The sequence below is a fragment of the Marinobacterium mangrovicola genome (assembly GCF_004339595.1).
Taxonomy (GTDB): domain Bacteria; phylum Pseudomonadota; class Gammaproteobacteria; order Pseudomonadales; family Balneatricaceae; genus Marinobacterium_D; species Marinobacterium_D mangrovicola.
Genome location: NZ_SMFU01000013.1, coordinates 89840 through 116362 on the forward strand (window position 1 = coordinate 89840; position 26523 = coordinate 116362).

At 54.2% G+C, this 26523-nt stretch carries 24 protein-coding genes, 2 tRNA genes and 1 other RNA gene; 10 read left to right on the plus strand and 17 right to left on the minus strand.

Annotated elements, in window-relative coordinates; genetic code table 11:
* The first annotated feature begins 100 nt into the window (after positions 1–100).
* Entirely contained in the window at positions 101–1123 is a 1023-nt protein-coding gene (locus CLV83_RS20070) for a hypothetical protein (RefSeq protein ID WP_132296948.1), read from the plus strand.
* Positions 1124–1312: 189 nt separating this feature from the next.
* Here the strand turns inward: CLV83_RS20070 and CLV83_RS20075 are convergent, their stop codons facing one another.
* From CLV83_RS20075 to rsmI, 3 genes are all read right to left on the minus strand, one after another.
* Positions 1313–2734, minus strand: coding sequence for a site-specific integrase (locus CLV83_RS20075; protein ID WP_132296950.1), 1422 nt, complete (start codon positions 2732–2734; stop codon positions 1313–1315).
* Between the two features lie 73 nt (positions 2735–2807).
* Positions 2808–3162: RNase P RNA component class A (gene rnpB / locus CLV83_RS20080), an RNA gene on the minus strand.
* A gap of 72 nt (positions 3163–3234) precedes the next feature.
* Positions 3235–4065: a 16S rRNA (cytidine(1402)-2'-O)-methyltransferase gene (gene rsmI / locus CLV83_RS20085; RefSeq protein ID WP_132296952.1), complete on the minus strand. Its 831-nt coding sequence runs from the start codon at positions 4063–4065 to the stop codon at positions 3235–3237.
* 34 nt (positions 4066–4099) lie between these two features.
* Here rsmI and CLV83_RS20090 point away from each other — a divergent pair, with 34 nt between their 5' ends.
* Genes CLV83_RS20090 through CLV83_RS20105 form a run of 4 tightly spaced genes read left to right on the plus strand, consistent with a single transcriptional unit; the run spans position 4100 to position 7482 of the window.
* Positions 4100–5926, plus strand: a complete 1827-nt coding sequence (locus tag CLV83_RS20090; RefSeq protein WP_132296955.1) for a penicillin-binding protein activator — start codon at positions 4100–4102, stop codon at positions 5924–5926.
* Positions 5927–5937: 11 nt separating this feature from the next.
* A complete protein-coding gene (locus tag CLV83_RS20095; protein WP_132296958.1) occupies positions 5938–6297 on the plus strand; it encodes a YraN family protein in 360 nt (119 codons plus the stop codon).
* A 19-nt stretch (positions 6298–6316) separates the two neighbouring features.
* Complete coding sequence (locus CLV83_RS20100) at positions 6317–6904, plus strand: SIS domain-containing protein (protein WP_104004229.1); 588 nt, start codon at positions 6317–6319, stop codon at positions 6902–6904.
* Positions 6905–6906: 2 nt separating this feature from the next.
* A complete protein-coding gene (locus tag CLV83_RS20105; protein ID WP_132296961.1) occupies positions 6907–7482 on the plus strand; it encodes a BON domain-containing protein in 576 nt (191 codons plus the stop codon).
* 15 nt (positions 7483–7497) lie between these two features.
* Here CLV83_RS20105 and CLV83_RS20110 read toward each other — a convergent pair whose 3' ends face one another.
* The 10 genes from CLV83_RS20110 to CLV83_RS20155 form a co-directional block, all read right to left on the minus strand.
* A complete protein-coding gene (locus tag CLV83_RS20110) occupies positions 7498–7914 on the minus strand; it encodes a ClpXP protease specificity-enhancing factor (RefSeq protein ID WP_132296965.1) in 417 nt (138 codons plus the stop codon).
* 82 nt (positions 7915–7996) lie between these two features.
* The gene (gene sspA / locus CLV83_RS20115; protein ID WP_132296968.1) at positions 7997–8629 is read right to left on the minus strand and encodes a stringent starvation protein SspA; all 633 of its coding nucleotides are present in this window, start codon (positions 8627–8629) and stop codon (positions 7997–7999) included.
* Positions 8630–8727: 98 nt separating this feature from the next.
* Positions 8728–9501: a cytochrome c1 gene (locus CLV83_RS20120; RefSeq protein ID WP_132296971.1), complete on the minus strand. Its 774-nt coding sequence runs from the start codon at positions 9499–9501 to the stop codon at positions 8728–8730.
* Positions 9501–10757, minus strand: a complete 1257-nt coding sequence (locus CLV83_RS20125; RefSeq protein ID WP_132296974.1) for a cytochrome b — start codon at positions 10755–10757, stop codon at positions 9501–9503. Before CLV83_RS20125 ends, CLV83_RS20120 begins: the two co-directional genes overlap by 1 nt.
* Positions 10757–11353 (minus strand): ubiquinol-cytochrome c reductase iron-sulfur subunit, encoded by a 597-nt coding sequence (petA, locus tag CLV83_RS20130; protein ID WP_132296977.1) that lies wholly within the window; start codon positions 11351–11353, stop codon positions 10757–10759. The genes CLV83_RS20125 and petA overlap by 1 nt, the downstream gene beginning before the upstream one ends.
* 283 nt (positions 11354–11636) lie before the next feature.
* Positions 11637–12029, minus strand: coding sequence for a 30S ribosomal protein S9 (gene rpsI / locus CLV83_RS20135; protein WP_132296980.1), 393 nt, complete (start codon positions 12027–12029; stop codon positions 11637–11639).
* Positions 12030–12042: 13 nt separating this feature from the next.
* A complete protein-coding gene (gene rplM / locus CLV83_RS20140; RefSeq protein WP_104004237.1) occupies positions 12043–12474 on the minus strand; it encodes a 50S ribosomal protein L13 in 432 nt (143 codons plus the stop codon).
* Positions 12475–12666: 192 nt separating this feature from the next.
* Complete coding sequence (gene zapE, locus CLV83_RS20145) at positions 12667–13776, minus strand: cell division protein ZapE (RefSeq protein ID WP_132296983.1); 1110 nt, start codon at positions 13774–13776, stop codon at positions 12667–12669.
* A 91-nt stretch (positions 13777–13867) separates the two neighbouring features.
* A complete protein-coding gene (locus CLV83_RS20150) occupies positions 13868–14518 on the minus strand; it encodes an LrgB family protein (RefSeq protein WP_341540392.1) in 651 nt (216 codons plus the stop codon).
* A 56-nt stretch (positions 14519–14574) separates the two neighbouring features.
* Positions 14575–14976: a CidA/LrgA family protein gene (locus tag CLV83_RS20155; RefSeq protein ID WP_243642458.1), complete on the minus strand. Its 402-nt coding sequence runs from the start codon at positions 14974–14976 to the stop codon at positions 14575–14577.
* 139 nt (positions 14977–15115) lie between these two features.
* On the opposite strand from CLV83_RS20155, the gene CLV83_RS20160 reads away from it, so the two are divergent.
* Together CLV83_RS20160 and CLV83_RS20165 are read left to right on the plus strand one after the other, a co-directional pair.
* Positions 15116–15192 (plus strand) — tRNA-Pro (locus CLV83_RS20160).
* Between the two features lie 187 nt (positions 15193–15379).
* Positions 15380–15456: transfer RNA gene (locus tag CLV83_RS20165), tRNA-Pro, on the plus strand.
* 356 nt (positions 15457–15812) lie between these two features.
* Here CLV83_RS20165 and aceF read toward each other — a convergent pair.
* The 3 genes from aceF to pdhR form a co-directional block, all read right to left on the minus strand.
* Positions 15813–17774 (minus strand): pyruvate dehydrogenase complex dihydrolipoyllysine-residue acetyltransferase, encoded by a 1962-nt coding sequence (gene aceF, locus CLV83_RS20170; protein ID WP_132296989.1) that lies wholly within the window; start codon positions 17772–17774, stop codon positions 15813–15815.
* Between the two features lie 42 nt (positions 17775–17816).
* Positions 17817–20465 carry a pyruvate dehydrogenase (acetyl-transferring), homodimeric type gene (aceE, locus tag CLV83_RS20175; protein WP_132297407.1) on the minus strand — a complete coding sequence of 883 codons (2649 nt, stop codon included), beginning with the start codon at positions 20463–20465 and terminating at the stop codon, positions 17817–17819.
* A gap of 293 nt (positions 20466–20758) precedes the next feature.
* Positions 20759–21520, minus strand: a complete 762-nt coding sequence (gene pdhR, locus CLV83_RS20180; RefSeq protein ID WP_132296992.1) for a pyruvate dehydrogenase complex transcriptional repressor PdhR — start codon at positions 21518–21520, stop codon at positions 20759–20761.
* A gap of 207 nt (positions 21521–21727) precedes the next feature.
* Here pdhR and CLV83_RS20185 point away from each other — a divergent pair, with 207 nt between their 5' ends.
* The 3 genes from CLV83_RS20185 to CLV83_RS20195 all read left to right on the plus strand — a co-directional run bounded on the left by CLV83_RS20185 (position 21728) and on the right by CLV83_RS20195 (position 26071).
* A complete protein-coding gene (locus CLV83_RS20185) occupies positions 21728–24574 on the plus strand; it encodes an FAD-binding and (Fe-S)-binding domain-containing protein (protein ID WP_132296995.1) in 2847 nt (948 codons plus the stop codon).
* 29 nt (positions 24575–24603) lie between these two features.
* A complete protein-coding gene (locus tag CLV83_RS20190) occupies positions 24604–25092 on the plus strand; it encodes a universal stress protein (protein WP_132296998.1) in 489 nt (162 codons plus the stop codon).
* 85 nt (positions 25093–25177) lie between these two features.
* Entirely contained in the window at positions 25178–26071 is an 894-nt protein-coding gene (locus CLV83_RS20195; protein WP_132297001.1) for an AEC family transporter, read from the plus strand.
* Between the two features lie 51 nt (positions 26072–26122).
* On the opposite strand, the gene CLV83_RS20200 is transcribed toward CLV83_RS20195, so the two are convergent.
* Entirely contained in the window at positions 26123–26395 is a 273-nt protein-coding gene (locus CLV83_RS20200; protein ID WP_132297004.1) for a ComEA family DNA-binding protein, read from the minus strand.
* Positions 26396–26523 lie beyond the last annotated feature (128 nt).

Genomic DNA, 26523 nt, shown 5'->3' on the forward strand with positions numbered 1-26523 from the left:
ATATTTGTGTTGATAGATACGCTAACAATAAGGTTCTATTATGCAAAACCATAGCATCCTATAAGAATTTTATATATCTAAGACATAGGTTACCTAAAGCATGGATTCACTAATCACCCCACTTATCTCAAGCGACAAGGATGTTTACTTTAGGTGTGAGAGATGTGACGGACCTGTCAAAGTCAGTACAGAAAGTCAAAAACTATTAGCTCAAGATAAAGGCATTGGACACAAATGCAATGGCTGTGGTGACTACTACATAATAATGTCTTGTCCAAAATGTGATGAAACTCACATTCTAAATAACATTAAGTGGGACCAATATAGGAACGGGAAAGAGTTTAAATGCCATAAATGCGAATCAATATTTTATAAAACTCTGTTAGTATTTGGTCTCAAGATGAGTGATGCCATCCTAAAAAACACGAATGCATCCTCTAAAAACTTCCACTTAGAAACCGAATTTATAACTTATGCAAAAAGTAAACTAGACGATGACAAAGCAGAGGAATTAGCACAAATTCATGGTGCTTTGAATGTTAGAGTAAACATTGTAAGAAAAAAGCTAGATGAAATTAATAAAATCGGTTTCAGCGGCTGGGAAGCTTATAAAACTACTAACAATCTAATCCCTACTGGAAAGTTAAACCCTGAAGAGTCTGCATTTATTATTTCTAATGCTCTAACTTCTATTTTAGACATTTTCTCACAAGAACTAGCATTAGCCTGCAGGTTAAAAATAAGCAGTAGAGACTCCAGCTTTAATAGGATTATAAGCAGAAACCTTTTGTGTGATAACCATCAAAGTTTACACATAGTCCTTACTGAATTCAAAAAAACATTTAGCTACGATTACATATGCAGTCTGCGTAATTGCTTGCAGCACAGATATAGCATTCCACTAAGGGTACAGTCTAGTTACAAAATAGAGTCACCAAGCGCAATAGATAAGTCACACTACCCGTCAACTCATAAAGTCATACTTCCTGACAACCCAGACAAACCCATCAAAAAAATCACTTTTGATAACTCATTTTATCTGGAAATTTTATTTAAAGAAATATATGACGATATTATCAGCCTTATTTCTAACTCTTACAAAGAGCTATTAAAACAAACTTAAATATAAAAACAATTTTTCCCCTTATTGGGCGTACCACCTAGCCTGACGACCTTTTATAAAAAAGCAAATTTAATTACTGTGGACTACCCTTACCCCCCTCACAACATAGCCTCAAGATCTTTTCCTTTCGTTTTAATAGTGACTTACTCGTTTTCACTACCAGGAGTACGAGTCTGACATATTTGACTCTTATAATGATTTAAAATCCAACACATCTACTACTTGAACCAGATCCTTGACTTCAAACCCATGAGTGTAGATATCAGTAATTCCCATATTAGTACGTCTATGGCCAACCACTGCTTGAATAGCAACTTCATTAATTCCTTTTACCCTACGCAATAGAGTGACAACAGAGTGCCTGAATGAATGGAAGTCGCGTTTTCTACCTAGATCATCATACTGCTCAACGCCCACGCTTTCCTGAAGCCTATAAAGCCACCGGGTCATCTTTTGACCATAACACCGAGGAAACAGTAACACATCCTTACGATTATCCACGTAGTCAATGAAACCAAGCTCAATCAGTCGTTTATGTATAGGGACAAGCCTATTGCTCTCCTTGGTCTTCGTTGAACCTGCAGCTTCAGTGATCACCATGTACCAACGCCCTGACGCTAAATCTCGCTTAACGTCTTGTTTCCTCAATTGAGTGATCTCACCAGCACGACACCCGTGATATAGCGCCAGCAACCCCACCCACTTCTGTTGGTCATTTTTCCAACCCACAAGACCAGACTCAATCTTCAGGGCTTCATTCGCTCTGTAGTACCCTCGACCGGATTCCAGATCTAGGTTTAGATTAAGTTTCGTGACAGGGGATACCAATAGAAGCTCCCCCTCAACTGCATAAGCAAAAACACCCTGCAACCACTTCCTGAAGTTATCTGCAGTCTTGCCAGCTTGAAGGTCGTCAACAGGGATCTCATTTTCATCCTTGTACTCTAGCAACTCTAACCATGAAAGCTGCTTATACGGATTCTTATTACGCTTGGGTAACCTCAGATAGTCCATCACGACTGACTTGACCATCTTTCTAGTAATACGGTCTATAGGTAGATCTGCAAAATCAGGCCTAACGTGGCGCACGAAGTCCATGTACCTCTCGTATTCCTTTTGCAGCCTCTCTGTCAGAGGCTTAGCCGCATCATCAACTTTGCACCTTAGAAACGTCTCAACTAGCTCTCCGAACGCTATTCCACTAACGTCAACTTTGTCTTGTAGTTCTTTGGCTGGGTTACTGTGCACCAACCCAAGATCGTCAACCTGCAGTCTTGGATCATTCTGAAGCTGCTCAGTCAAAACAGTCATATCTTTTTCACAACGGTCCTCAAGCCGCACAGAGAGTTCTGAGCGACTTTTTGCCAAGACTTGATGGTCATACTCTGAAGATGCTTTTTCGTGCTCAGCGGCGATTTTGCGGGCTAGAGCCTTAAGTTCTGAACCACGTAGACGCCCTGAACGAAAAGCCAAAATTGATCCGAAGAGGCGACCAACAAGCATTCTGGCGACTAATCTGCTCTCCGTTCGTAATGAGACACGTACAGGATGACCTTTAGGCTCTCTAGCTTGCAGGTAATAGATACGATTTCGAAGGGTAATGTAGTCCACTCTGTAGTCCACCTTGACGATCCAGTGGTACTGAGCAAACCTATAACTGAATAAGAACAATCAGTTAGAGAGAAGTGGGAGTCAGCCGATAAGCCGGGTTTTGTCGTGGACAATCATTCATCTAGGATCTGCGTCACCACAGACCTCCAGCAACCTACCCGGACCCAGCGCGGGCCACGCCTTAAGGGTCCCTATTTGGTCTTGCTCCGAGTGGGGTTTACCATCGCCGTGGAATGTTGCCACCCACGCGGTGCGCTCTTACCGCACCATTTCAACCTTACCGGCAACCCTAGGGCCGCTTAGGCGGTATACTTTCTGTTGCACTTTCCGTCGGCTTTCGCCGCCCAGACGTTATCTGGCACCCTGCCCTACGGAGCCCGGACTTTCCTCCCCTGCGCGAACGCAGCAGCGATTGCCTGGCTGACTCCCGCGGCGGAGTATAAACATCGCCACGGGGATAGCAAGCACAGAAAGTGCTGAGCCGATGCCCCGCAGCGAAATCAATCAGCGATCAGCACCTGATACAGCATATTCTTTTTCAAACCGGTAATTTCGGCGGCCAGACCTGCGGCTTTTTTCGGCGGCAACTCTGCGGCAAGCAGGCGCACTATACGTTCTGCCTCCGGATCGATAACCGCTTCCTTCTCAGGAGCCCCATGCACCAGCACAACAAACTCACCTTTCTGCTGCATCGGGTCTGCACGCATCCAGTCGATCAATTCTCCAAGACTGGCGCCATGTATCGTTTCAAAGGTTTTCGTCAGTTCCCGCGCCACTACGGCATAACGCTCCACACCAAACTGCGCAGCCATATCCTCAAGACTGGCAAGAATACGGTGTGTGGATTCATAAAAAATCAGCGTTGGCACCTCTGCCTTCAGCTGCGACAGACGCTGCTGGCGGGCACCACTTTTGGCAGGCAGAAACCCCTCAAACAGAAACCGATCCGACGGCAACCCCGAAGCACTGAGCGCAGCAATAAACGCGCAACAGCCCGGCACGGGAGAAACCTTGAAGCCAGCCTCACGTACAGCCCTGACCAGATAAAAGCCTGGATCAGAGATCAGCGGCGTACCCGCATCGGAAACCAGCACAACCTGCGCCCCGTTCTGCAGGTGCTGAATGATCAGTTCAGCGCGTTGACGCTCGTTATGATCGTGAACTGATATCATCTCCGCTTTAATGTTAAAGTGCGCGAGCAACCGACCACTGTGGCGGGTATCTTCGGCTGCGACCAGGTCAGCACTCGCCAGTACCTCAAGCGCACGCGAAGAAATATCGCCAAGGTTGCCGATAGGTGTCGCGACTATATAGAGAACAGGTTCCGACATCGTTATCCATCCATACTTCCGGGTGTCCGAGTATATGACGAATAAAACCAGACTGCCTCTTTGTATCCTGTTGATATCTTTGCTAAGCGCCTGCGCTGGCCCGATATCTACCAGCCGTACATCGTCCCAAGGAGGGGAAATAGAGCAAATACTGGCCAGAGCGGACAGCGCTCCCCCCATCGAAGCCGCCCAGTTGCGCCTGCAGGCTGCACAGTCGCTGATGCGCCAGGGCGAAACCAAACGCGCGCTTTCTCTACTGGAAGGCATCGATACCAAAAACCTGCCCCCAAGCCTGGCGTTCGATATTGCGCGACTGCGTGCTGATGAAGCCTTGAGGGATAACGACAGCGACCGCGCCCTGCGCGTACTCGACACCCGCGCCCTGCCCAGCCTGTCACAGCCGCAGCAATCGACACTGGGCTCCATGCGAGCTGAAGCATTCAGCCTTCAGAACCAGCCCATTGATGCAGCACGTGAGCTGATCGCGATCGCGCAACTGCAGCAGACTTCAGAACAGACACAGGCCACGCATGATCAGATTTGGAGCCTGCTAAAGCAGACACCGATCTCCACACTGCGTCAGGCCGCCACAGATCCGCACAACGACTTCTACGAGCAGGGCTGGTTTGAATTGGCTCTCGCTGCTACCCAAACCGGTGACATCACCCAGGGCAGCAGCGCCATGACCGAATGGCAGACCCTGTGGCAAAACCATCCCGCCTACACCCTGCCCCCGCAGGGCCTGCAGTCGAAGCGGGTGGAAATTATGGATGTAAGCCGAATCGGCCTGCTGCTGCCACTGAGCGGCCAACTGGCGGAGCCTGCCCGGGCTATCAGCGAAGGCTTTTACAGCGCGATGATGACCTCCAACTCAGGCATGGCGCAGCCCGAAATCATCTCTATCGACAGCACCCGGGTATCAACCCCGGCGCAGCTGGCCAGCCTTGCGCAGCAACAGCAACTTGATCTGATTATCGGGCCGCTGTCCCAGGACTATGTCGCCCAGCTTGGCAGCATCAACAACTTTCCAGTACCGGTACTCGCACTTAACAGAGGCCCTCAGAACTCAAGCCTGTACCAGCTTGACCTCTCCTCCGAGCAGGAAGCCCAGCTGGTTGCGCAAAAAGCCTGGCAAGATGGCCACCGACGCGCCGCTCTGATCATCCCTGCCGCCGAATGGGGGCAGCATCTAGCCTCCAGCTTCGAACAGGCTTTCAACGCCCTCGGCGGCCAGGTTACCGCCCGCCTCGATTATACCGGCAGCAACGAGCTGTCCAGCCAGATAAGCCAGCTGCTACTGACCAACCAGAGCCAGGCACGCGCCCAGCAGGTACGCCGCACCATCGGCCAGAGCGTTGATTTTAATGAGACCCCGCGCAGCGATATCGACGCCATCGTGATGACCGCTCTACCCCAGGATGCAAGGCAGATTAAACCGATGCTCGCCTTCCACTTTGCTGGCGATATTCCGGTCTATGCCACCTCCCATATTTACGAAGGCACTCCAGACTCAACCCGCGATGTGGACCTGAACGGCATCAACTTCCTAGATCTACCCTGGGTACTGGAGCCGGCCAGCGAAGCACACCGGGCGCTGCAGCAGACCCGCAACGACACCGAAAATCGTTTCGGCCGACTCTATGCTCTCGGCATTGACGCCTACAAGCTCTATCCGTACCTGACCGGGTTGAGCCAAAACCCGAGCGCCTTCGTTGAGGGCGAAACCGGCCTGTTGCGCCTGGATAACCAGGGGCGTGTTAAACGCACCCTGCCCTGGGCCAGGTTTAACGACGGCGTCCCCGTGCTTCAAACACCTTCACTGCCGGAGCAACCACAGCAGACGATACCAACCAGCGAATAACCGGAGCCGCGATGGATCGCAAAGCCAAGGGCAAGGATGCCGAAAAGGCCGCCGAGATATTCCTTAAAAAACAGGGACTGCGCAGCCTGCTAAGAAACGCAGGCTGCCGCATGGGCGAGATCGACCTGGTGATGAACGAAGGCGAAACCATCGTTTTCATTGAGGTCCGTCAGCGCTCTTCCCGCCACTTCGGCGGTGCAGCCCAATCTGTGGACAGTATCAAGCAGCGAAAACTGATTCAGACCGCACAACTGCTACTGCAACAGCACCCCGAATGGAGCTCACGACCCTGCCGGTTCGATGTAATCGCCTTTGAATCCGGTTCGGCTCGAGAGCCCCCGATATGGTATAAAGACGCCTTCCGCCCATGACTACCGGATACAAGAGCGAATGGAACTAGAAGACCGCATCGTCAGCCAGTTTCACAACTCAATGGAAATTAACGCCCAGACCATTGAGCACTACACCCCGCTGATTGCGGAAGCCAGTGAACTTCTCCTGCACAGCCTGGTCAACGAGAGCAAGATTCTCTGTGTCGGCAACGGCGGCGCCGGAGCCCTGGCCCAGCATTTTTCGTCACTGCTGTTAAGCCGCTTCAGACATGAGCGCCCAGGCCTTCCGGCACTGGCACTTAATGCTGACAGCGCTGCCATGAGCGCCATTACAGAAGACAGCAGCTTTGCGGAAGTTTATGCCAAACAGATACGCGCCCTGGGACAGCCCGGCGACATTCTGCTGGCAATCTCGCCTGACGGGCGTGGCACCAGTATGGTTCAAGCCATTCAGGCGGCACACGACCGCGAGATGCTGGTCATTGCACTGACAGGCGGCGATGGTGGCAACATGACCGCCCTGCTGGCACGGGACGAAATCGAGATCTGCGTTCCGAGTGATGACGAGTCACTCGTTTACCATACTCAACTACTCGTTCTGCACTGCTTGTGCGATTTGATCGACTACCAACTATTCGGAGCCTGATAATGAAACGATCCGCTGTAGCTCTTTCACTGCTAATGGGAACCGCGCTGCTAAACGGCTGCGCAAGCATCGTTAGCGCCACCCGTGAAGGGCCGATCGAAGAAGAGAGAGGCAGCCGCACCTTCGGCAACTACGTCGAGGATGAAATGATCGAGACCAAGGTTCTGGTCAATATCAGCAAGGGATCCGCCGCGCTGTCGCAGTCCCATGTGAACGTGACCAGCTTCAACGGACAGGTACTGCTTAGCGGCCAGGTCCCCGACCAGAACATCAGTCGTGAAGCTGAAACCGTTGCCGCCGGCGTCAGGGAAGTGCGCAAGATCCATAATGAACTGGAAATTGCCGGCCCCACTTCCGCCATCGTTCGCACCAATGACGTTTATCTGACCAGCCGCGTCAAACTTCAGCTACTGACCGACGCCAACGTCCCTGGCAGCCGCATCAAGGTGGTTACGGAGAACGGTACGGTTTTCCTGATGGGCCTGGTCAGCCGCAATGAAGCGGACACCGCCGTAGCCGTTGTTCGCAGCGTCACCGGCGTCCGCAAGATCGTAAAAGTCTTCGAATATATCGACTGAGCTTTTATCTAGCGTTTATTTCACGACACGCAAAGACGGCCGACCACCACCGCCCGGACCCGGTTCGGGCGGTTCCGGGTCTGGCTGATTTTTTGCTGCAGCCAGTACATCGGCACCAGGCTCCATGCCAAAACCCATCCCCTGCCCATTCTCTCGAGCATAGATAGCCAACACAGCCTCGATAGGCACAAACACATCCATCGGCACGCCACCAAAGCGGGCATTAAAGCTTACGCCCACATTATCCAGCAACAGGTTACGCACAGCCCCCGGCGAAATATTCAGCGTGATCTGACCATCCTGCACATAATCAAGCGGCACAATCACACCGGGAAGACCTGCATCCACGACGATATGCGGCGTCAGCTCATTGTCGTTAAGCCATTCAAACAATCCACGCAGCAGGTATGGCCTGCTCGGCGAAACGGACATTTCTACCTCCTTTCAATAACAAAAAAGGGATGAAGCACCACTTCATCCCTTTTCGTAAACTCGGGTTCAGGCACCCGCTAACTCAGTCACGCATCTCGCGTTCAGCGTCAGACAGGCTGGCCTGGAAGGATTCACGCTCAAACAACCGATCCATGTAAGCGATCAGCGGTTTGCACTGCGCTTCCGGCAGCTCGATACCCATGACAGGCAAACGCCAAAGCAGCGGAGCGATACAGCAATCTACCAGGCTGAACTCGTCGCTCATAAAGAACGGCTTTTCAGCAAAAATCGGCGATACTGCGACCAGACCATCACGCAACTCTTTGCGCGCTTTTTCGATCTCAGCATCGGATCCCTTACCCGCAAGGATCACATCAGCCTGATCACACCAGTCCTTCTGGATACGGTGAACAAACAGTCTGCTCTCCGCACGTGCAACGGGGTAAACCGGCAGCAGCGGCGGATGCGGAAAACGCTCGTCGAGGTATTCCATCATCACGTTCGGTTCGTAGAGCACCAGCTCACGATCCAGCAGTGTCGGCAAGCTGTTATACGGGTTCATCGCCGCAACATCTTCCGGCAGGTCGCTCTCCTTGCAGTCCACGATGTCCACTGCGACCCCTTTCTCAGCCAGGACAATGCGCACACGATGGCTGTAATGATCATCGCCATTCGAGTAAAAGGTCATGGAAGAACGCTTAGCCACTACGCCCATCTACTATATCCCCATAAAATTTAAGTCGGATGCTTAAACAAAAAATCTACGCGGCCCGAAGACCGCGTAGTTTCTGTGTTCACTTACCACCCGAGTGTTTAGTGAACGTCTTTCCAGTACTCTTTCTTCAGAGCAAAAGCGAACACGAACAGGATCGCCAGGAAAATCAGTACGTAAGTACCAATCTTACCAGAGACCATCTTCGAAGGCTCAGCCATGTAAGCCATGAAGTTGACCAGGTCGTAAACGTAACGGTCAAATTCATCTTCGCTCATGGAACCGGTCTCCGGCTCGACTGACATGCAGCCGCCGATTCGAGTACCGGTCAGCGGGTCAACCTTCTCATGACCGCCAGCGTGCAGCTCTTCCGGAGTACAGTGGTTAACCACAGTACCCTGCAGGTGCTCGAGAACGTTCGGCATACCCACATCAGGGAATACCGTGTTGTTCACACCCCAAGGACGGGACTCGTCCTTGTAGAAGCTGCGCAGGTAGGTATAAACCCAGTCCGGACCACGCAGACGCGCTTCCAGAGTCAGATCCGGCGGAGGATTACCAAACCAGTTCTGAGCATCTTCTTTCGGCATGGCGATGGTCATCTGATCACCAACCTTTTTGTTGGAATCGAAGATCAGGTTTTCCACAACCAGCTCGTTCGGCATCTCCAGATCAGAAGCAGCGCGTTCGAAACGCTGATACTGAGCCGAGTGGCAGCCCATGCAGTTGTTGACGAACGCAGCCATACCACGCTGCAGCGAAGCCTTGTTTGTCAGGTCGACATTCATCTCATCCAGCGGCACACCGGCGCCGCCTGCAGCGCTGGCCGTAACCGGGGCCAGCACCATCATCAGAGCAATAAGATACTTTTTCATTATCCTGTAACCCTCTCCGGTACCGGTTTAGTTTTTTCCATCCTTGTGTAGAACGGCATCAGGATGAAGAACGCGAAGTACAGTACGGTACAGATCTGAGACACCATGGTGCGTCCCGGAGTAGAAGGCAGCGCGCCCAACACACCCAGGATAACGAAGCTCACAGCGAAGATAAGCAGCCACAGCTTGCTCAGCATGCCTTTGTAGCGAATCGACTTAACCGGGCTACGATCCAGCCAGGGCAGCACAAACAGGATAGCGATTGCCGCACCCATGACGACTACGCCCCAGAACTTCGCATCCACACCGAACAGCGGGTAGGTTACCGCACGCAGCATTGCGTAGAACGGAGTGAAGTACCAGACAGGTGCGATGTGATCAGGCGTCTTCAACGGGTTAGCCGGCTCGAAGTTCGGCTTCTCGAGGAAGTAACCACCACCTTCCGGGAACCAGAAGACAACGGTACAGAAAACGAACAGGAAGACGACGACACCAACGATATCTTTGACGGTGTAGTACGGGTGGAACGGAATGCCATCCAGCGGTACGCCGTTTGCGTCTTTCTTATCCTTGATTTCAACGCCGTCCGGGTTGTTGGAACCCACTTCATGCAGCGCGATGATGTGCAGCACAACCAGCGCCAGAATGACGATCGGCAGCGCAATAACGTGCAGCGCGAAGAAGCGGTTCAGCGTGATACCTGATATCAGATAGTCACCACGGATCCACTGCTGCAGATCCGGACCGATTACCGGAATCGCACCGAACAGGGAAACGATTACCTGGGCACCCCAGTAAGACATCTGCCCCCAGGGCAGAAGGTAGCCCATGAAGGCTTCCGCCATCAGCGCCAGGTAGATGGTCATACCGAAGATCCACACCAGCTCACGCGGCTTACGGTAAGAGCCGTAAAGCATGCCGCGGAACATGTGCAGATAAACAACAACGAAGAACGCAGATGCGCCGGTGGAGTGCAGATAACGAAGTATCCAGCCGTATTCCACATCACGCATGATGTATTCGACAGACGCGAAAGCGCCTTCGGCACTGGGGTTGTAGCTCATGGTCAGCCAGATACCGGTCAGAATCTGGTTAACGAGAACGAGCAGCGCCAACGAACCAAAGAAGTACCAGAAGTTGAAGTTCTTCGGTGCGTAATATTTGGAGAGATGATCTTCCCACATGGCCGTAGCCGGGAAGCGGTCGTCGATCCAGCCCATCAGGCCGGGATTACCTTTGTTGCGAGAACCAGCCATTATCCTGCCTCCTGATCGACACCAACAACGAGCGTGTTATCGTCTTCGTACATGTGCGGCGGAATCACCAGATTGGTCGGTGCAGGCACACCCTTGAAGACGCGACCGGAAAGGTCAAACTTGGAGCCGTGACAGGGGCAGAAGAAACCACCCAGCCATTCGGGACCAAGATCTTCCGGCGCCACTTCCGGACGGTAGGTCGGAGAACAACCCAGATGGGTACAGATACCCACCATTACCGCGATCTCCGGGCGAATCGCACGGGCCGGGGTATTCGGGATGTAATCAGGCTGCTGCGGCTTTTCGGAGGTCGGATCCGCGAGACGGTCGTTCATCTTTTCCAGATTTGCCAGCGCATCCGGTCCGCGACGAACAACCCACACAGGCTTACCGCGCCACTCTACAATCATCTGCTGACCCGGTTCCAGCTTACTGATATCCGCCTTTGCAGGTGCACCGGCAGCTTTCGCCTTGGCACTCGGATTCCAGGAAGCCACGAACGGGACAGCAGCTCCAACGGCACCCACTGCCCCTACGGCAGAGGTAGCTCCAATCAGGAGCCGGCGCCGACCCTTATTCACGCCGTCATTGCTCATTAACTTCATCTCCCCTCAATCGACGAACTGCTTTCGCACACACAAAAGATCAGCCGCCTTTTCAGTCATGAAAATCACTAAATCAGGATTTTTCAAATGGCGCAAATGGTAATTAAATTACCCTATAGATACAAGGTAAAAAGGCCCCATGCGACCAAATATCAACTGTTTACTGACCTGAAACAGGGGAGGGAACAATGCACACAAAAAAGCCCGCAACCACTGATGGCCACGGGCTTTTTCGATGTTCTGACACTGCGGACCGAAGCCCGCAGCCAGCGAATTAACGCTTGGAGAACTGAGGACGCTTACGCGCTTTACGCAGACCGACTTTCTTACGTTCAACTGCACGAGCGTCACGGGTAACGTAACCCGCCTGACGCAGAGTCGGACGCAGAGCTTCGTCGTAGTCCATCAGCGCACGGGTGATACCGTGACGGATAGCACCAGCCTGACCGTTACCGCCACCACCAGCAACAGTGATGTAAACGTCAAACTTCTCAACAGTTTCGGTCAGTTCCAGCGGCTGCATGACGATCATGCGCGCGGTTTCACGGCCGAAGTACTGCTCAAGTGAGCGCTGATTGATAGTGATTTTGCCTGTACCCGGACGCAGGAAGACGCGTGCGGTAGAGGTTTTGCGACGGCCAGTGCCGTAGTACTGAGTAGTAGCCATTATTCGCCTTCCCTTAGATGTTCAGTTCTTTCGGCTGCTGTGCCTGATGCGGATGCGCAGCACCAGCGTACACTTTCAGCTTGGTGTACATGGCACGACCCAGCGGACCCTTCGGCAGCATGCCTTTAACGGCCAGCTCGATAGTACGCTCAGGGAAGGTATCAACCATCTTGTTGAAGTTGGCTTCCTTCAGACCACCCGGAAAACCGGAGTGACGGTAGTACATCTTGGCGTTACGCTTGTTACCGGTAACGTGTACCTTCTCAGCGTTAACAACAACGATGTAATCGCCGGTATCAACGTGCGGAGTGTATTCCGGCTTATGCTTGCCACGCAGACGACGTGCGATTTCAGTCGCCAGACGACCCAGGGTTTTGCCCTCGGCGTCAACAACGTACCAGTCGCGTTTTACTTCGGCTGGCTTAGCGCTAACAGTTGTGCTCATTGATCTATACCTTGAACCTTTAAGCCTCGAAACCGAATCAAGTTCGCTTTCCGACTTACCTTATAGTTATTGGTTGTCGCCCACGCCAGGCGCCTGCGACAACGTACACTATCCTCTACCCCTTGCAGAGGAGCGCGAATTATAGACAAGTCATATTGCGAAATCCAGCGCAAATATCACTGAATCCACAGGTCATCCAGCGCGATGTTCACGCACCAGGTACTCATGTGATTGCATCTCCAGCAGACGGCTCTGGGTACGCTGAATCTCAAATTCCAGACGCCCTTCGGTGTAAATCTGCTCGATCGAAACCGCAGCTGAAATAATCAGCTTCACACCACTGTCGTAGAACTCATCGACCATATTAATAAAGCGGCGCGCAGCATCGTCATTGGAGCGCCCCAGCTGCGGCACATTGCTCAAGATCACTGCATGAAACATTTTCGCCAGTTCAATATAGTCATTCTGGGACCGCGGCCCTTCGCAGAGCGCTTTAAAATCAAACCAGACCACATCCTCACAGGCCCTGCGACTCGGAATACCACGACCGTTCACCTCGATCATCTCACCTTCTACGATCTGCTCACAGTCTGACGCCAACCCACGGAAGCTTTTCTCCAAACTTTCGTCAGCACCGGCATCGAGCGGCCAGTGATACAGCTCCGCCTGCTCCAGAGTACGCAGACGATAATCAACGCCGCCATCCACATTAACCACATCGGTATACTTGTTCAGCAGATCGATGGCCGGCAGGAAGCGCGCGCGCTGAAGTCCGTCTTTATAGAGGCCGTCCGGAACGATATTGGAAGTTGCCACAAGGGAAACTCCATTACCAAAGAGCTCTTCCATCAGACCACCGAGGATCATCGCATCGGTAATATCGGATACGAAGAATTCATCAAAGCAGATAATGCGCGCTTCTTCGGAGTACTTTTTCGCGATCGCTACCAGCGGGTTCTTGGTGCCATCCAGCGCACGCAACTCCTGATGCACTCGCTGCATGAAGCGGTGAAAGTGCGTACGCATCTTGCGTTCGAACGGCAGACTGTCATAGAAGGTGTCCATCAGATAGGTCTTACCTCGACCCACCCCGCCCCAGAAATACAAACCCTGAACCGGTTCCACCTTGGCGCCGCGCAGTTTGCCACTCAGGCGCTGCATCAACCCGGGCTGAGGTGCATTCTCCGCCGCCACAAGATCGTCATACAGACGCTGCAGATGCCCCACCGCCATCTCCTGGGTCGGATCGTAGGCAAAATCATCCCGTTGCAGGTCCTGTTTATAACGCTCCAGTGGTGTCATTTAGACGCTTTCTCCCGACATAGATTGCAGCAAACGCAGAAACGCGCAACTTTACTGCCACGCAACATTTTTATCAAACCAACAACCCCGGTTAAAAACCGAACAGAGAAACCAGCAAAGGCAACAAAAACGAGGTCAACAGCCCCGCAATCCCCATGGCCAGACCACCAAAAGCCCCTGCTGCGGCACTGATACCGAACGCATAAGCCGTTCCGATACCGTGCGCCGACATCCCCAGCGCAAAACCCCGCGCCACATCATCCTCGATACGAAACAAACGAAACACGAACGGCGCCAGCACACAGCCGAGAATTCCGGTCATCAGCACCAGGCCCGCAGCCATAGAAGGGTATCCACCGATTTTCTCGACTATCCCTATAGCAATAGGAGAGGTCACCGACTTGGGCGCCAGGGTTAGAATTGTTTTATCACCCGCGCCCAACAGCCAGGCGATTCCACTGGCACTGATGATGGCGGTAATCACGCCGCAAAGAGAGGCCACGAGCACCGGCAACCAGATCTGCCGCAGCCGGTCGAAGTAATCGCATAGAGGAACCGCCAGCGCCACCGTAGCCGGCCCCAGCAGAAAATGAATAAACTGGGCACCTTCAAAATAGGTATCGTAGTCCGTCCCCGTCAGTGAAAGCAGCGCAACCAGGACCAGAATGGAAATCAACACCGGATGAAAAACGGACAAACCACCCAGACGCTTATGTAACCAGCGCGCAAAGATAAAGACCACCAGCGTCAAAACGATCCACAGCAGAGGCCGCGCAGCGAAATAAACCCAGAACGGAGTCACTCTCCCCTTCCCCTTTCGAAACGGCGCATCAACCGGACCAGCACCCAGCCAGTCACCCCCATGGTGATCGCCGTGCTGAACACCAGAGTTACACCAAATACAAACCACTCCCGCACCATCAGATCCAAATGAACCATCAGCCCCACTCCGGCAGGGACAAACAAAAGGGCGAGATTTGATAACAGGGTATCAGCCACCTGCCGCAGGTATTCCGAAACACCCCGCTTTGCCACCAGCAGGAACACCGCCATAAACAGCATACCCATCACGGGTCCGGGCACCGGCAGAGAGAGAGAAACCACGAACAGCTCACCCGCGAGCTGAAACCCCAGCAAGATTAAAAGTCCAACTAACATCCAATTTCCGGCCCCCAAGCCGCCGACATAATCTCGTTGCAAAGAATCTCTACCATTTTTCCCTTTATCCTCTTGGCATGCCAGAGGCAGCTCACTATAATGCGCCGCGTCGCTTGAGCAAGAGGCTTACCCGCCATCGCTTAGCGGCCGGAAGGACCTTACCGGGTACTTCCATTTGAGTCGGGGTGTAGCTCAGCCTGGTAGAGCACTGTCTTCGGGAGGCAGGGGTCGTAGGTTCAAATCCTGTCACCCCGACCAACACAGATTCGGCGGTTATCCACACCAATAAATCTGGCGCATGTTATTGACAGGCAAAGAAAAAGCCTTATAATTCGCGCTCACTTGAACAGCGGATCGGTTTCCCAGACCATCAGTAAAACGCTGAACAGGTTGCACAAGCAGTACCAGAGTCATTTCGCATTTCAACTGCGAAATTACAGCAAGTCGGGGTGTAGCTCAGCCTGGTAGAGCACTGTCTTCGGGAGGCAGGGGTCGTAGGTTCAAATCCTGTCACCCCGACCATTTCTTCGCTTGATCCGCTTCTAATCGTTTTACTCTCTTAACACACGATCACTCAATACGCGACCAGATCCTAGAACCCCGCTTATCGATTCTGACATCCCTGTCGAGCAATACCACTCTTCCCATTTTGATCCCTTACCGCTTCTTGCCATATCGGCAGCACGAGAGCTTAGTTTCACTTAGCCTTCCCCAGCACTGCGGATATCAGATAAAAGCCAGCAGGAAACCAGCACCTGCAATTCAGCGCTCTATAACTGCATTACGCCCGCCCGGCACGCCCAATCAATACCCGCGCCCAGCAGATGAGCACAAAAAAAAGCTCCCGAAGGAGCTTTTTTATCGATCTAGCGATCAGATCAGAGCAGCAGGCGACGGATATCGCTCAGCAGCCCGTTCAGATCAGTCAGGAAGCGACCCGCGTCACCACCATTAATTGCACGGTGATCGTAGGACAGGCACAGCGGCAGCATCTGACGCGGCTCAAACTCCTTGCCGTTCCAGCGCGGTTTGATATCCGCACGGGAAACACCCAGGATAGCCACTTCAGGCGCGTTCACGATCGGCGTAAAGCCGTTACCACCGATGCCACCGAGGCTCGAGATCGTGAAGCAGGCACCCTGCATCTCGTTCGGCTTCAGCTTGCGATCCTTGGCCTTGCCAGCCAACTCCAGCGCTTCTTTGGACAGCTCGTAGATGCTCTTTTTGTCAGCATCCTTGATCACCGGCACCATCAAGCCGTTCGGCGTATCAACCGCGATACCGATGTTCACATATTTCTTGTAGACGATATGTTCGCCATCGGAGTGCAGCGATGCATTGAACTTCTGATGACGGGTCAGCGCAATCGCAGCAGCCTTGATCAGGAACGGCAGCGGGGTCAGCTTAACGCCAGACTTGGCCGCTTCATCCTTCATCGACTTACGGAAAGCTTCCAGCTCGGTGATATCCGCATCGTCGAACTGAGTCACGTGCGGAATGTTCAACCAGCAGCGCGACATGTTGTCGCGAGTGATCTTGTCCACCTTGCTCAGCTTGACCATCTCGGTCTCACCGAACTTGCTGAAGTCCACCGCCGGGATCGGCGGAATGCCGGAACCACCGGTGACAGCCGCGGCTGCACCACCACCCTGCTCAACCTGCTTCATCACGGATTTCACGTAGGCCTGAACGTCTTCTTTGACGATACGACCTTTACGGGCAGAACCTTTAACCTTGGTCAGATCGACACCGAACTCACGCGCAATCGCACGTACCGCGGGACCCGCATGAACAGACTTGTTCTTCTGGTCCATAGCCGCGATGTCCGCACCGGAAGCCGGAGCCACCGCTGCTTTCTGCGGGGCAGCCGCAGCAGGCGCTGCAGACTTAGGTGCTTCCTGGGCCGGCGCAGCAGCGGGGGCCGGAGCCGCACCACCAGAGACTTCAAGCTCAAGCAGCAGATCGCCTTCGTTGACCTTGTCGCCTTCGCTGATCTTCATGGACTTGATGACACCCGCTTTCGGCGCCGGCACTTCCATGGAGGCTTTGTCGGTTTCCAGCGTGATCAGGCTGTCGCCCTCTTCTACGCTATCGCCATCCTTAACCAGAACTTCGATTACGTCGACATCGCTGGCACCGCTCAGGTCCGGAATCAATACCTGTTCAACACCACCGCTCGCGGCAGAGGCCGCAGCCGGTGCCGGAGCAGCCGCTTCAGCAGGAGCCGCTTCCGCCGCCGGAGCAGCTGCCGGAGCAGCGCCGCCATCGGAAACTTCGAGCTCAAGCAGCAGATCACCTTCGTTGACCTTGGCGCCTTCGCTGATCTTCATGGACTTAACCACACCCGACATCGGCGCAGGCACTTCCATGGAGGCCTTGTCGGTCTCCAGCGTGATCAGGCTATCGCCCTCTTCGACGCTATCACCGTCTTTTACCAGGACTTCGATAACATCAACGTCGCTGGCTCCGCTCAGATCCGGAATCAACACTGACTCGATACGACTACCACCGCTTGCAGCAGGCGCAGCAGCGGGTGCAGGCGCAGCCTCTTCAGCAGGCTTCTCTTCTGCAGGCGCCTCGGCGGCCGGCGCTTCAGCAGCACCCTCCGCTTCCACTTCGACAATCACGTCGCCTTCGCTGCAGGTACCGCCTTCGCTGACGAGAACCTTTTTGATAACGCCGCCAACGGTCGCCGGCACTTCCATGGAAGCTTTGTCGGTCTCCAGGGTGATCAGGCTATCGCCCTCAGCGATGGTATCACCCTCTTTCACCAGGACTTCGATGATATCAACGTCATCGTAACCACCGATATCCGGCACTGTAATGTTTGTTGTGCTCACAATACTGTCCTCTCGTTAACCTTCAGATGTTCAGTTGCCGGTTTACACGGTCCAGGGGGCCGGTTTTTCCGGGTTGATATTGAACTTCTGCATAGCCTTGGCTACGTCGGCAGGCTTGAGCTTGCCCTCTTCCTGCAGCGCCTTCAGTGCAGCGATGCAGACGTAGTAGCGGTTAACTTCGAAGAATTCACGCAGCTTGCTGCGGGTATCGGAACGGCCGAAACCATCTGTACCAAGCACCTTGTAACGACGCGGAATGTACTCACGCAGCTGGTCGGCGTACATGCGCATATAGTCGGTAGATGCAACCACCGGACCTTCATGCCCTTCCAGGACCTGCTGAACGTAAGGTACACGCTGCTCGTCTTCCGGATGCAGCAGATTCCAGCGCTCAACTTCCTGGGCTTCGCGGCGCAGTTCGTTGATGGAGGTTGTGCTCCAGATATCCGCTTCAATGCCGAACTCTTCACGCAGCAGGGTCGCCGCTTCACGAACCTCGCGCAGAATAGAACCGCAACCGAACAGCTGGACGCGCAGGTCGGCCTTGCCACCTTCCTCGAGCAGGTACATACCCTTGACGATACCTTCCTCTGCGCCCTGCGGCATGGCCGGGTGCTGGTAGTTCTCGTTCAGAGTAGTGATGTAGTAGAACCGGTTTTCCTGGTTCTGATACATGCGCTTCAGACCGTCCTGAACAATAACAGCCAGCTCGTAACCATAGGTCGGGTCGTAGCTGACGCAGTTCGGGACCATCTGCGCCATCAGATGGCTGTGACCATCCTGGTGCTGCAGACCTTCACCGTTCAGCGTGGTACGACCGGAGGTGGCGCCGATCAGGAAGCCACGGGCCTGCATATCGCCAGCAGCCCAAACCAGGTCCATCACACGCTGGAAGCCGAACATCGAGTAGAAGATGTAGAACGGCACCATGGTGCAGTTGTTGTTGGCGTAGGAGGTCGCCGCCGCGATCCAGGCAGACATGGAACCGGCTTCGTTGATGCCCTCTTCCAGGATCTGACCGGTCTTGGACTCCTTGTAGAACATGATCTGGTCGGAGTCGTGCGGTACGTAACGCTGTCCCTGGGATGAGTAGATACCCAGCTGACGGAACATACCTTCCATACCGAAGGTACGCGCTTCGTCAGGTACGATCGGCACCAGACGGTTACCCATCTTCTTGTCTTTCGCCAGAGTGCTGAGAACACGGTTCAGTGCCATCTGGGTAGACAGGGTGCGCTCGCCGGATTCTTTCAGCTGACCGGAGAAGGCCTCCAGCTCAGGCGTTTCCAGCTTTTCAAACTCGGTACGGCGCGCCGGGTAGAAACCGCCCAGCTTGCTGCGACGATCCAGCATGTACTTCATCTCCGCGGAATCCGGAGACGGACGGTAGTACGGAACTTCTTTCAGCTGATCATCAGACAGCGGGATGTTGAAACGATCGCGGAACGACTTGAGGTCGTCCATCGCCACTTTCTTCAGAGAGTGGGTATCGTTCTTCGCCTGACCGGACTGACCAGTACCGTAACCTTTTACGGTCTGCGCCAGAATGACGGTCGGCTGCCCCTTGTGGTTCATCGCTGCATGGTAAGCCGCGTAAACCTTGTAAGGATCGTGACCACCGCGGTTAAGGTTCATGATCTCTTCGTCGGACATATCCTTGACCATCTCGGCCAGTTCCGGATATTTGCCGAAGAAGTGTTCACGCGTGTAAGCACCGCCGTTGGCCTTGTAGTTCTGCAGCTCGCCGTCACAGACTTCGTCCATGCGCTTCTTCAGCAGACCCTTGGTGTCTTTCTCGAACAGCGGATCCCAGTGGCGACCCCAGAGACACTTGATGACGTTCCAGCCGGCGCCGCGGAAGATGCCTTCGAGCTCCTGCACGATCTTGCCGTTACCACGAACCGGGCCGTCCAGACGCTGCAGGTTACAGTTGATCACGAAGACCAGGTTTTCCAGTCCTTCACGACCCGCCAGAGAGATGGCACCCAGAGATTCCGGCTCATCACACTCGCCGTCACCCAGGAAAGCCCAGACCTTACGGTCGCCGCGCTTGACCAGGTCACGCGCAGACAGGTAACGCATCATGTGCGCCTGGTAGATCGCCTGAATCGGCCCCAGCCCCATGGATACGGTCGGGAACTGCCAGAAGTTCGGCATCAGCCAGGGGTGCGGGTAAGAGGACAGACCGTTACCGTCTACTTCGCGACGGAAGTTATCCAGCTGCTCTTCAGTGAGGCGACCTTCCAGGTATGCACGGGCATAGATACCCGGAGAGATGTGACCCTGGAAGAAAACCATATCGGCATCACGATCGCCTTCGGCGCCGTGGAAGAAGTAGTTAAAGCCGATATCGTAGAGTGTGGCGGAAGAGGAGAAGCTGGAGATGTGACCACCCAGTCCCTCGTCGTTATCGTTGGCACGCATGACCATCGCCATGGCGTTCCAGCGGATGAATGAGCGGATGCGACGCTCCATGAACAGATCACCGGGCATACGTACTTCGTCGCTCGGCGAGATGGTGTTCACGTAGGGCGTGCTAAGAGTGCCTGCACTACCGATGCCGATTTCTGCGGCACGGCTGCCCAGCTTGGACAGCAGGTAACGCGCACGCTCGTTACTATCGTTTTTGGCGACAGACTCAAGCGCTTCCATCCATTCGTGAGTTTCGATTGGATCGATATCTTCAATCATCTCATCATGCACTGTGCTTTCTCCGATTCCATAAGCCGTCAGTTTGCAGAGAAAAGCGCCCGATACGCAGATCATGCGTTTCGAGCGCTTTCCAATCGCACCTCTGAGTATGTAATTTTCTTATACTTGCGCCCTGAATGCTGCATCGCACAAGGGTTTCGGGTGCTTTGATTGTGTGTAAATATACTACACAGAGTATTTCAATCAGTCTACAAAACCGCATAAAACGCAAAACTGATTAGATTTTAACCAGGAATGCATGTAATTTTTGTACATAACTCTTACAAGAGACGCTACGGCGCGTGATTGAAGCGCCGCAACGCCCGCTGAACACGGGACTCTTCCCGCCCCTGTTCCAGCAACGCTTCTTCAACATAGACCAAATGATCGTGCGCCGCATTACGAGCCACCTCAGGTTCACCAGCACAGATCGCATCCATCAGCACACGATGCTGCTCATGAATTTTCTGCCGTACATCCGCCTTCGGATAGATGTTGCTGAGGTTATCCCCAATATGCTGATGCAGAAGGTTAAACAGCGCCCTCATCATATGTAGCAGCACCACATTATGCGCAGCGCCGGCAATCGCCAGATGAAACTCCACATCGGCCGCCACCTCTTTATCGAACTCTTTGCGATCGTGGTAATGCTGCAGATCATCCAGGCGCGCCTGTAATAACTCCCGATCCGCCGGCGTCGACCTGAGCGCTGCGTAATAGGCCGATACGCCCTCAAGCGCGTGACGGAACTCCAGCAGGTCATACTGGGATTCCGGATGGCTGCGGAATAGATCAAGCAGCGGATCAACAAGACTGTTGCCAATATTGTCAGCGACATAAGTACCACCGCCCTGGCGACTCACCAGCAACCCCTTGGCCGCGAGCTTCTGCAACGCCTCCCGAAGTGACGGCCTGGATACTTCAAACTCCGTCGCCAACTCTCTTTCCGATGGTAGCCGCTGGCCCGGCCTCAGAGCGCCTTCCATGATCATCTCTTCGATGCGTTGCATGATGATGTCAGAGAGTTTCGGCTGTTTCACACTGCGATAGTTCATTCCATATCCACCCACAAAACACAGTTGCCAGCATACCGCCGACCAATTCGCGCTGGAATTGACAAGTATCGATCAAAAAAAATACAGTACCCCATCAGCGATGGTAAATTGGTATGACCAATTTTTCAATCGCTCCAATAATTAAAGAAAAAGCATCCGCCAGCTACAGATTCCCGAGCTTGCGGGCCAACACGAGGTAGCGACCCCATGCGTCAAGAGCACCAGGCATTTCTCGCCACGCTAGAGCAGTTCATTCCGGCGAAGCGACTGATTACCGATCCGCTGCGAACACTGGCCTACGGTACCGATGCCAGCTTTTATCGCCTGCTGCCGCAACTGGTCGTCAAGGTCGAAACCGAATCGGAGGTCGCACGCATCATCAGCGCTGCCCGCCAGCAGGAAATTGCGCTGACGTTCAGAGCCGCCGGCACCAGCCTCTCTGGCCAGGCGATCACCGATTCCGTCCTGTTGATACTGGGCGATGGCTGGAGCGGCCACGAAATTCTGGACGATGCACAGCGCATCAAGCTGCAACCTGGCGTCATCGGCGCCCAGGCGAACCTGTACCTGGCCCCTTTTGGCCGCAAAATCGGCCCGGACCCGGCATCGATCAATGCCGCTAAGATCGGCGGTATTGCCGCCAACAATGCCAGCGGCATGTGCTGCGGCACCGCGCATAACAGTTACCGCACCCTGGATTCCATGCGCCTGATCCTGGCCGACGGTACACAGCTCGATACCGGCGATACCAACAGCGTTGATGCATTCCGCAACAGCCACCAAAGCCTGCTCGAAGCCCTGGATTCATTGGCGCGACTTACCCGAGCCAATGAACAGCTTTCTCAGCGGATCACCCATAAGTATCGGCTAAAAAACACCACCGGGTATGCGCTTAACTCCCTGATCGATTACACAGACCCGATCGACATCCTCCAACATCTGATGATCGGCTCAGAGGGCACGCTCGGTTTTATTTCAGAGATCTGCTATCGCACAGTGCCAGAGCACCCCCATAAAGCTTCAGCACTGGTATTTTTTGATCAACTACAGACTGCCTGCGAAGCTGTAGCGCTGGTCAAACCCACTCCCGTCGACGCAGTGGAGCTGATCGACCGGGCGGGATTGCGCTCTATCGAGGATAAACAGGCGATGCCGGAAATTATTCGACAGCTTCCTGCGGATGCCGCCGCACTGCTGATAGAAACCCGCGCCGCCGACAAGCAAAGCCTCGGCCAGCAGATCGAACAGATCCTGCAGGCGATTTCTGCGCTGCCAACCAGTGAACCTGTGCAGTTCACCAGCGATGCGGATACCTGCGCCCAGTACTGGGCGATCCGCAAGGGCCTGTTCCCGGCAGTCGGCGCTGTCCGTACGACGGGCACCACCGTGATCATCGAAGATATCGCCGTTCCCGTTCCGCAACTGGCCAGTGCCGTTGCTGACCTCCACCGGCTGTTCGAACACTGGGGTTACTCCGAAGCGATCATCTTCGGCCACGCACTCGAGGGTAACCTCCATTTCGTCTTTACCCAGGCGTTCGATAGCGATGAAGAGATCCGTCGCTACTCGGGACTTATGGATGATGTAGCCGAGCTGGTCACCGCTCGCTACGAAGGGTCCTTGAAAGCCGAGCATGGCACCGGGCGCAATATGGCACCCTACGTTGAGCTGGAGTGGGGCAAAGAAGCCTACAACCTGATGTGGGAACTCAAACGCCTGCTCGATCCTCAAGAGATCCTCAACCCAGGCGTGATCCTCAACCGCGACCCTGGGGTCCACCTGAGCAACCTCAAACCTATGCCTGCGGCGAATACACTCGTCGATGCCTGCATTGAATGTGGCTTCTGTGAACCCACCTGCCCCTCCCGCGCTCTGACGACCACTCCACGCCAGCGCATTGCACTCTGGCGGGAAATTTCCCGCCTCGAACGCAGCGCTGAAGATCCTGCACGCCTTACCAGCCTGCGCGGTGATTACACCTACCAGGGAGAGGAAACCTGCGCAGCCTGCGGTCTGTGCTCTACCGCCTGCCCTGTTGGTATCAACACCGGCGATCTCACCCGAGCCATTCGCCATGAACGACACCCCGAAGGTAGCCGTAGCGCCGACTGGGTTGCCAACCACTTTGGCGGCGCCAGCAAGGCCGGCAGCCTGCTCTTGAACAGCGCCGACAAAGCTCACGGCCTGATCGGCACAGCCAATATGCGCCGACTGACCGACAGCGTCAGAAAGCTCTCCGGCAATCGAGTCCAGCAATGGACCCCGGCAATGCCGACAGGCAATCCACAACGGCACAAAGATCTACCGGTCGCGGACAATTCAAGGGACAAGGTGGTGTATCTGCCAAGCTGCGCCAGCCGGGTCATGGGTCCACAGCGGGGCGCCGCTGACAGCACTCCCCTTATGGAGGTCACCGCCACACTGCTGGAACAGGCCGGCTACCAGGTGATCTACCCCAACAACCTGGAATCGCTCTGCTGCGGCATGCCGTTCCAGTCCAAGGGGCTATTTGATACCGCGGCAAACAAAGCCGGTGAACTGAACAGGGAATTGCTGCACATCACGGAAAATGGCCGCATCCCGGTCTATTCTGACACCAGTCCCTGCAGCCTGAGGCTCGGCGAACAGCTCGACCCGGCAATACGGCTTTATGACAGCATAGAGTTCATCGACCGCTTCCTTCTGGACCGTCTCGATATCAAGCCGGTGGACGAGGAGATCGCCCTGCACATCACCTGCAGCGCAACCCGCATGGGGCAGGCCACAAGCCTTACGCGCATCGCGTCGCGACTGGCCCGCAAGGTTGTCATTCCCGAAGGCATCGGCTGCTGCGGTTTTGCCGGTGACAAGGGGTTCAGTACGCCGGAACTAAACGCCAGCGCACTGCGCAACCTGAAGCCCCAGGTGGAACACTGCAGCGGGGGGTACTCCAGCAGCCGCACCTGTGAAGTTGGCCTGAGCCACCACAGCGGCATCGAGTATCGCTCCATTGTGTATCTGCTGGACCAGTGTATTAAGAACAACAACCCAACGACGGACCGGGTCAGAGGTTAAAACAACCTGCGCCGGCTGAGGAGAACGCCATGTCATTACCTGCAATCAAGACCATCCTTTATACCTCTTCGCTGGGAGAGCACACCCGCCCGGTATTTCGCCAGGCCGTTCAACTGGCGAACAACCTCAATGCGCGCCTGCTGATGCTGCATGTGGTAGAACCGGTAGGAGAAATGGGGCGCGCTCTGATCCACACCTACCTCCCCGATGACGTGATCACTCAGATGCACGACGAAGGGATCGCCCGCGTTATGGAGCAGATGAAGACTCGCGTTGAGAAGTATCGCGATGAGGAACTAAAAGAGCTGGATCAGGAGATCAAGTTCGATGTAGAGCCCATCATTGCCGAGGGCCAGCATGCTGACACCATCCTCGCGCAAGCGGAAAAACTCGGTGCCGACCTGATCGTAATGGGCCAGGAAAACACCTTTGGCCATCACAGCGCCACTACACATCAGGTGGTAAGAAGAGCTAAGATCCCGGTCTTTGTCGTTCCCACCGGCAAGAAGTACATGTAACTTACAGACGCCTGCCGGTCGACGCCCCAGGGCGTCCCGGCACCGGCAGTTTCACCCGCGCGGCGCCCAATAATAAGGACTTTGGATGGACGCTTCGCTTTCGCTGTTGCTTGACCGCATCTTTCAAACCGTTTTCCCGCTGGTTGCCATCGTTGGCCTGGGCTATTTCTGTGCCCGCCGCACCCACACCGACATGTCAGTGGCAAACCGACTCAATATCGATATCTTTGCACCGGCACTGATCTTTTCGGTAATGTCGGCCAAGTCTTTCAACCCACTGGAGCACGTCGACCTGGCACTCGGCGCGTTAATCGTTGTACTTCTTTCCGGGCTGCTGGTCTGGCCTGTCTGCCGTCTGATCGGCGTATCGCCGCGCACCCTGATTCCACCCGTCATGTTTAACAATAGCGGTAACCTGGGGATTCCTCTGATTGTCCTGGCGTTCGGTGAAAATGCCCTGGCCGCTGCCGTGGTCCTGTTTATCGTGGAGAACCTGCTCCACTTCACCCTGGGGATGTTTATTCTCGACAGCCGCACTAATCTGCGGCAACTGGCGCGCAACCCGATGATCCTTGCCAGCGTAGCCGGACTGGCATGGAGTCTGTTCGATATTCCGCTTCCTGCCGCGGTAAAGACCCCGATAGACATGCTCGGACAGATCGCGATCCCACTGATGCTGTTTGCACTGGGGGTAAGGATGACCAGCATCGATTTTTCGAACTGGAAGACCGGTGCCTGGGGAGCAATACTGACACCGCTGAGCGGCTTGATCGCCGCGGTGCCAGCGATCTGGTTGCTCGGCCTGGAGGGCAATGACGCTGCGTTTCTGATTCTATTCGGTGTGCTACCGCCTGCGGTACTCAACTACATGGTTGCCGAACGCTATAACCAGGAACCGCATCAGGTGGCATCCATTGTTTTGATTGGCAATGTGGCCAGCCTGGCCGTTATTCCGCTGACTCTCGCGTTTATCCTGTAGTTGCAAAAACAGATCCATAGAAAAGGCCAGCCGAATGGCTGGCCTTGAACACTACTCCGCGCTATCACCCGCTCCCAGGGTTATCTGGTCACGATTTTTCTCTACCGTGGCTGGCCCTATCCCGTTAACTTCCATTAGCTGATCAACGCTGACAAAGGGCCCGAATTCATCGCGATATTCGATGATAGCAGCCGCTTTAGAAGGCCCGATTCCCTCCAGGGAACTGGCCAGCTGATCAACAGAGGCACTGTTAATATCAACCGCAAAAGCGAGAGGGGAGAAAAAGCAGAGCGCCAGAGTCAGCGCCTTCAGAATTTTACGCATGTGAATGTCCTTATTCCTAGTAAGTTTTTCGTAACCATCCAGTTACCAACTGCTCAATTACTGAACAGAAACCTACTATATCGGCGTGCTTCTCATGCAGCCTTTGATCTGCATCAAATCTACAGATC

Coding starts and splice junctions, on each gene's coding strand:
- CLV83_RS20070 (WP_132296948.1), top strand. CDS start 101: ATGGATTCACTAATCACCCCACTTATCTCAAGCGACAAGGATGTTTAC.
- rsmI (WP_132296952.1), bottom strand. CDS start 4,065: ATGTCGGAACCTGTTCTCTATATAGTCGCGACACCTATCGGCAACCTT.
- CLV83_RS20090 (WP_132296955.1), top strand. CDS start 4,100: ATGACGAATAAAACCAGACTGCCTCTTTGTATCCTGTTGATATCTTTG.
- CLV83_RS20095 (WP_132296958.1), top strand. CDS start 5,938: ATGGATCGCAAAGCCAAGGGCAAGGATGCCGAAAAGGCCGCCGAGATA.
- CLV83_RS20100 (WP_104004229.1), top strand. CDS start 6,317: ATGGAACTAGAAGACCGCATCGTCAGCCAGTTTCACAACTCAATGGAA.
- CLV83_RS20105 (WP_132296961.1), top strand. CDS start 6,907: ATGAAACGATCCGCTGTAGCTCTTTCACTGCTAATGGGAACCGCGCTG.
- CLV83_RS20110 (WP_132296965.1), bottom strand. CDS start 7,914: ATGTCCGTTTCGCCGAGCAGGCCATACCTGCTGCGTGGATTGTTTGAA.
- sspA (WP_132296968.1), bottom strand. CDS start 8,629: ATGGGCGTAGTGGCTAAGCGTTCTTCCATGACCTTTTACTCGAATGGC.
- CLV83_RS20120 (WP_132296971.1), bottom strand. CDS start 9,501: ATGAAAAAGTATCTTATTGCTCTGATGATGGTGCTGGCCCCGGTTACG.
- CLV83_RS20125 (WP_132296974.1), bottom strand. CDS start 10,757: ATGGCTGGTTCTCGCAACAAAGGTAATCCCGGCCTGATGGGCTGGATC.
- petA (WP_132296977.1), bottom strand. CDS start 11,353: ATGAGCAATGACGGCGTGAATAAGGGTCGGCGCCGGCTCCTGATTGGA.
- rpsI (WP_132296980.1), bottom strand. CDS start 12,029: ATGGCTACTACTCAGTACTACGGCACTGGCCGTCGCAAAACCTCTACC.
- rplM (WP_104004237.1), bottom strand. CDS start 12,474: ATGAGCACAACTGTTAGCGCTAAGCCAGCCGAAGTAAAACGCGACTGG.
- zapE (WP_132296983.1), bottom strand. CDS start 13,776: ATGACACCACTGGAGCGTTATAAACAGGACCTGCAACGGGATGATTTT.
- aceE (WP_132297407.1), bottom strand. CDS start 20,465: ATGATTGAAGATATCGATCCAATCGAAACTCACGAATGGATGGAAGCG.
- pdhR (WP_132296992.1), bottom strand. CDS start 21,520: ATGAACTATCGCAGTGTGAAACAGCCGAAACTCTCTGACATCATCATG.
- CLV83_RS20185 (WP_132296995.1), top strand. CDS start 21,728: ATGCGTCAAGAGCACCAGGCATTTCTCGCCACGCTAGAGCAGTTCATT.
- CLV83_RS20190 (WP_132296998.1), top strand. CDS start 24,604: ATGTCATTACCTGCAATCAAGACCATCCTTTATACCTCTTCGCTGGGA.
- CLV83_RS20195 (WP_132297001.1), top strand. CDS start 25,178: ATGGACGCTTCGCTTTCGCTGTTGCTTGACCGCATCTTTCAAACCGTT.
- CLV83_RS20200 (WP_132297004.1), bottom strand. CDS start 26,395: ATGCGTAAAATTCTGAAGGCGCTGACTCTGGCGCTCTGCTTTTTCTCC.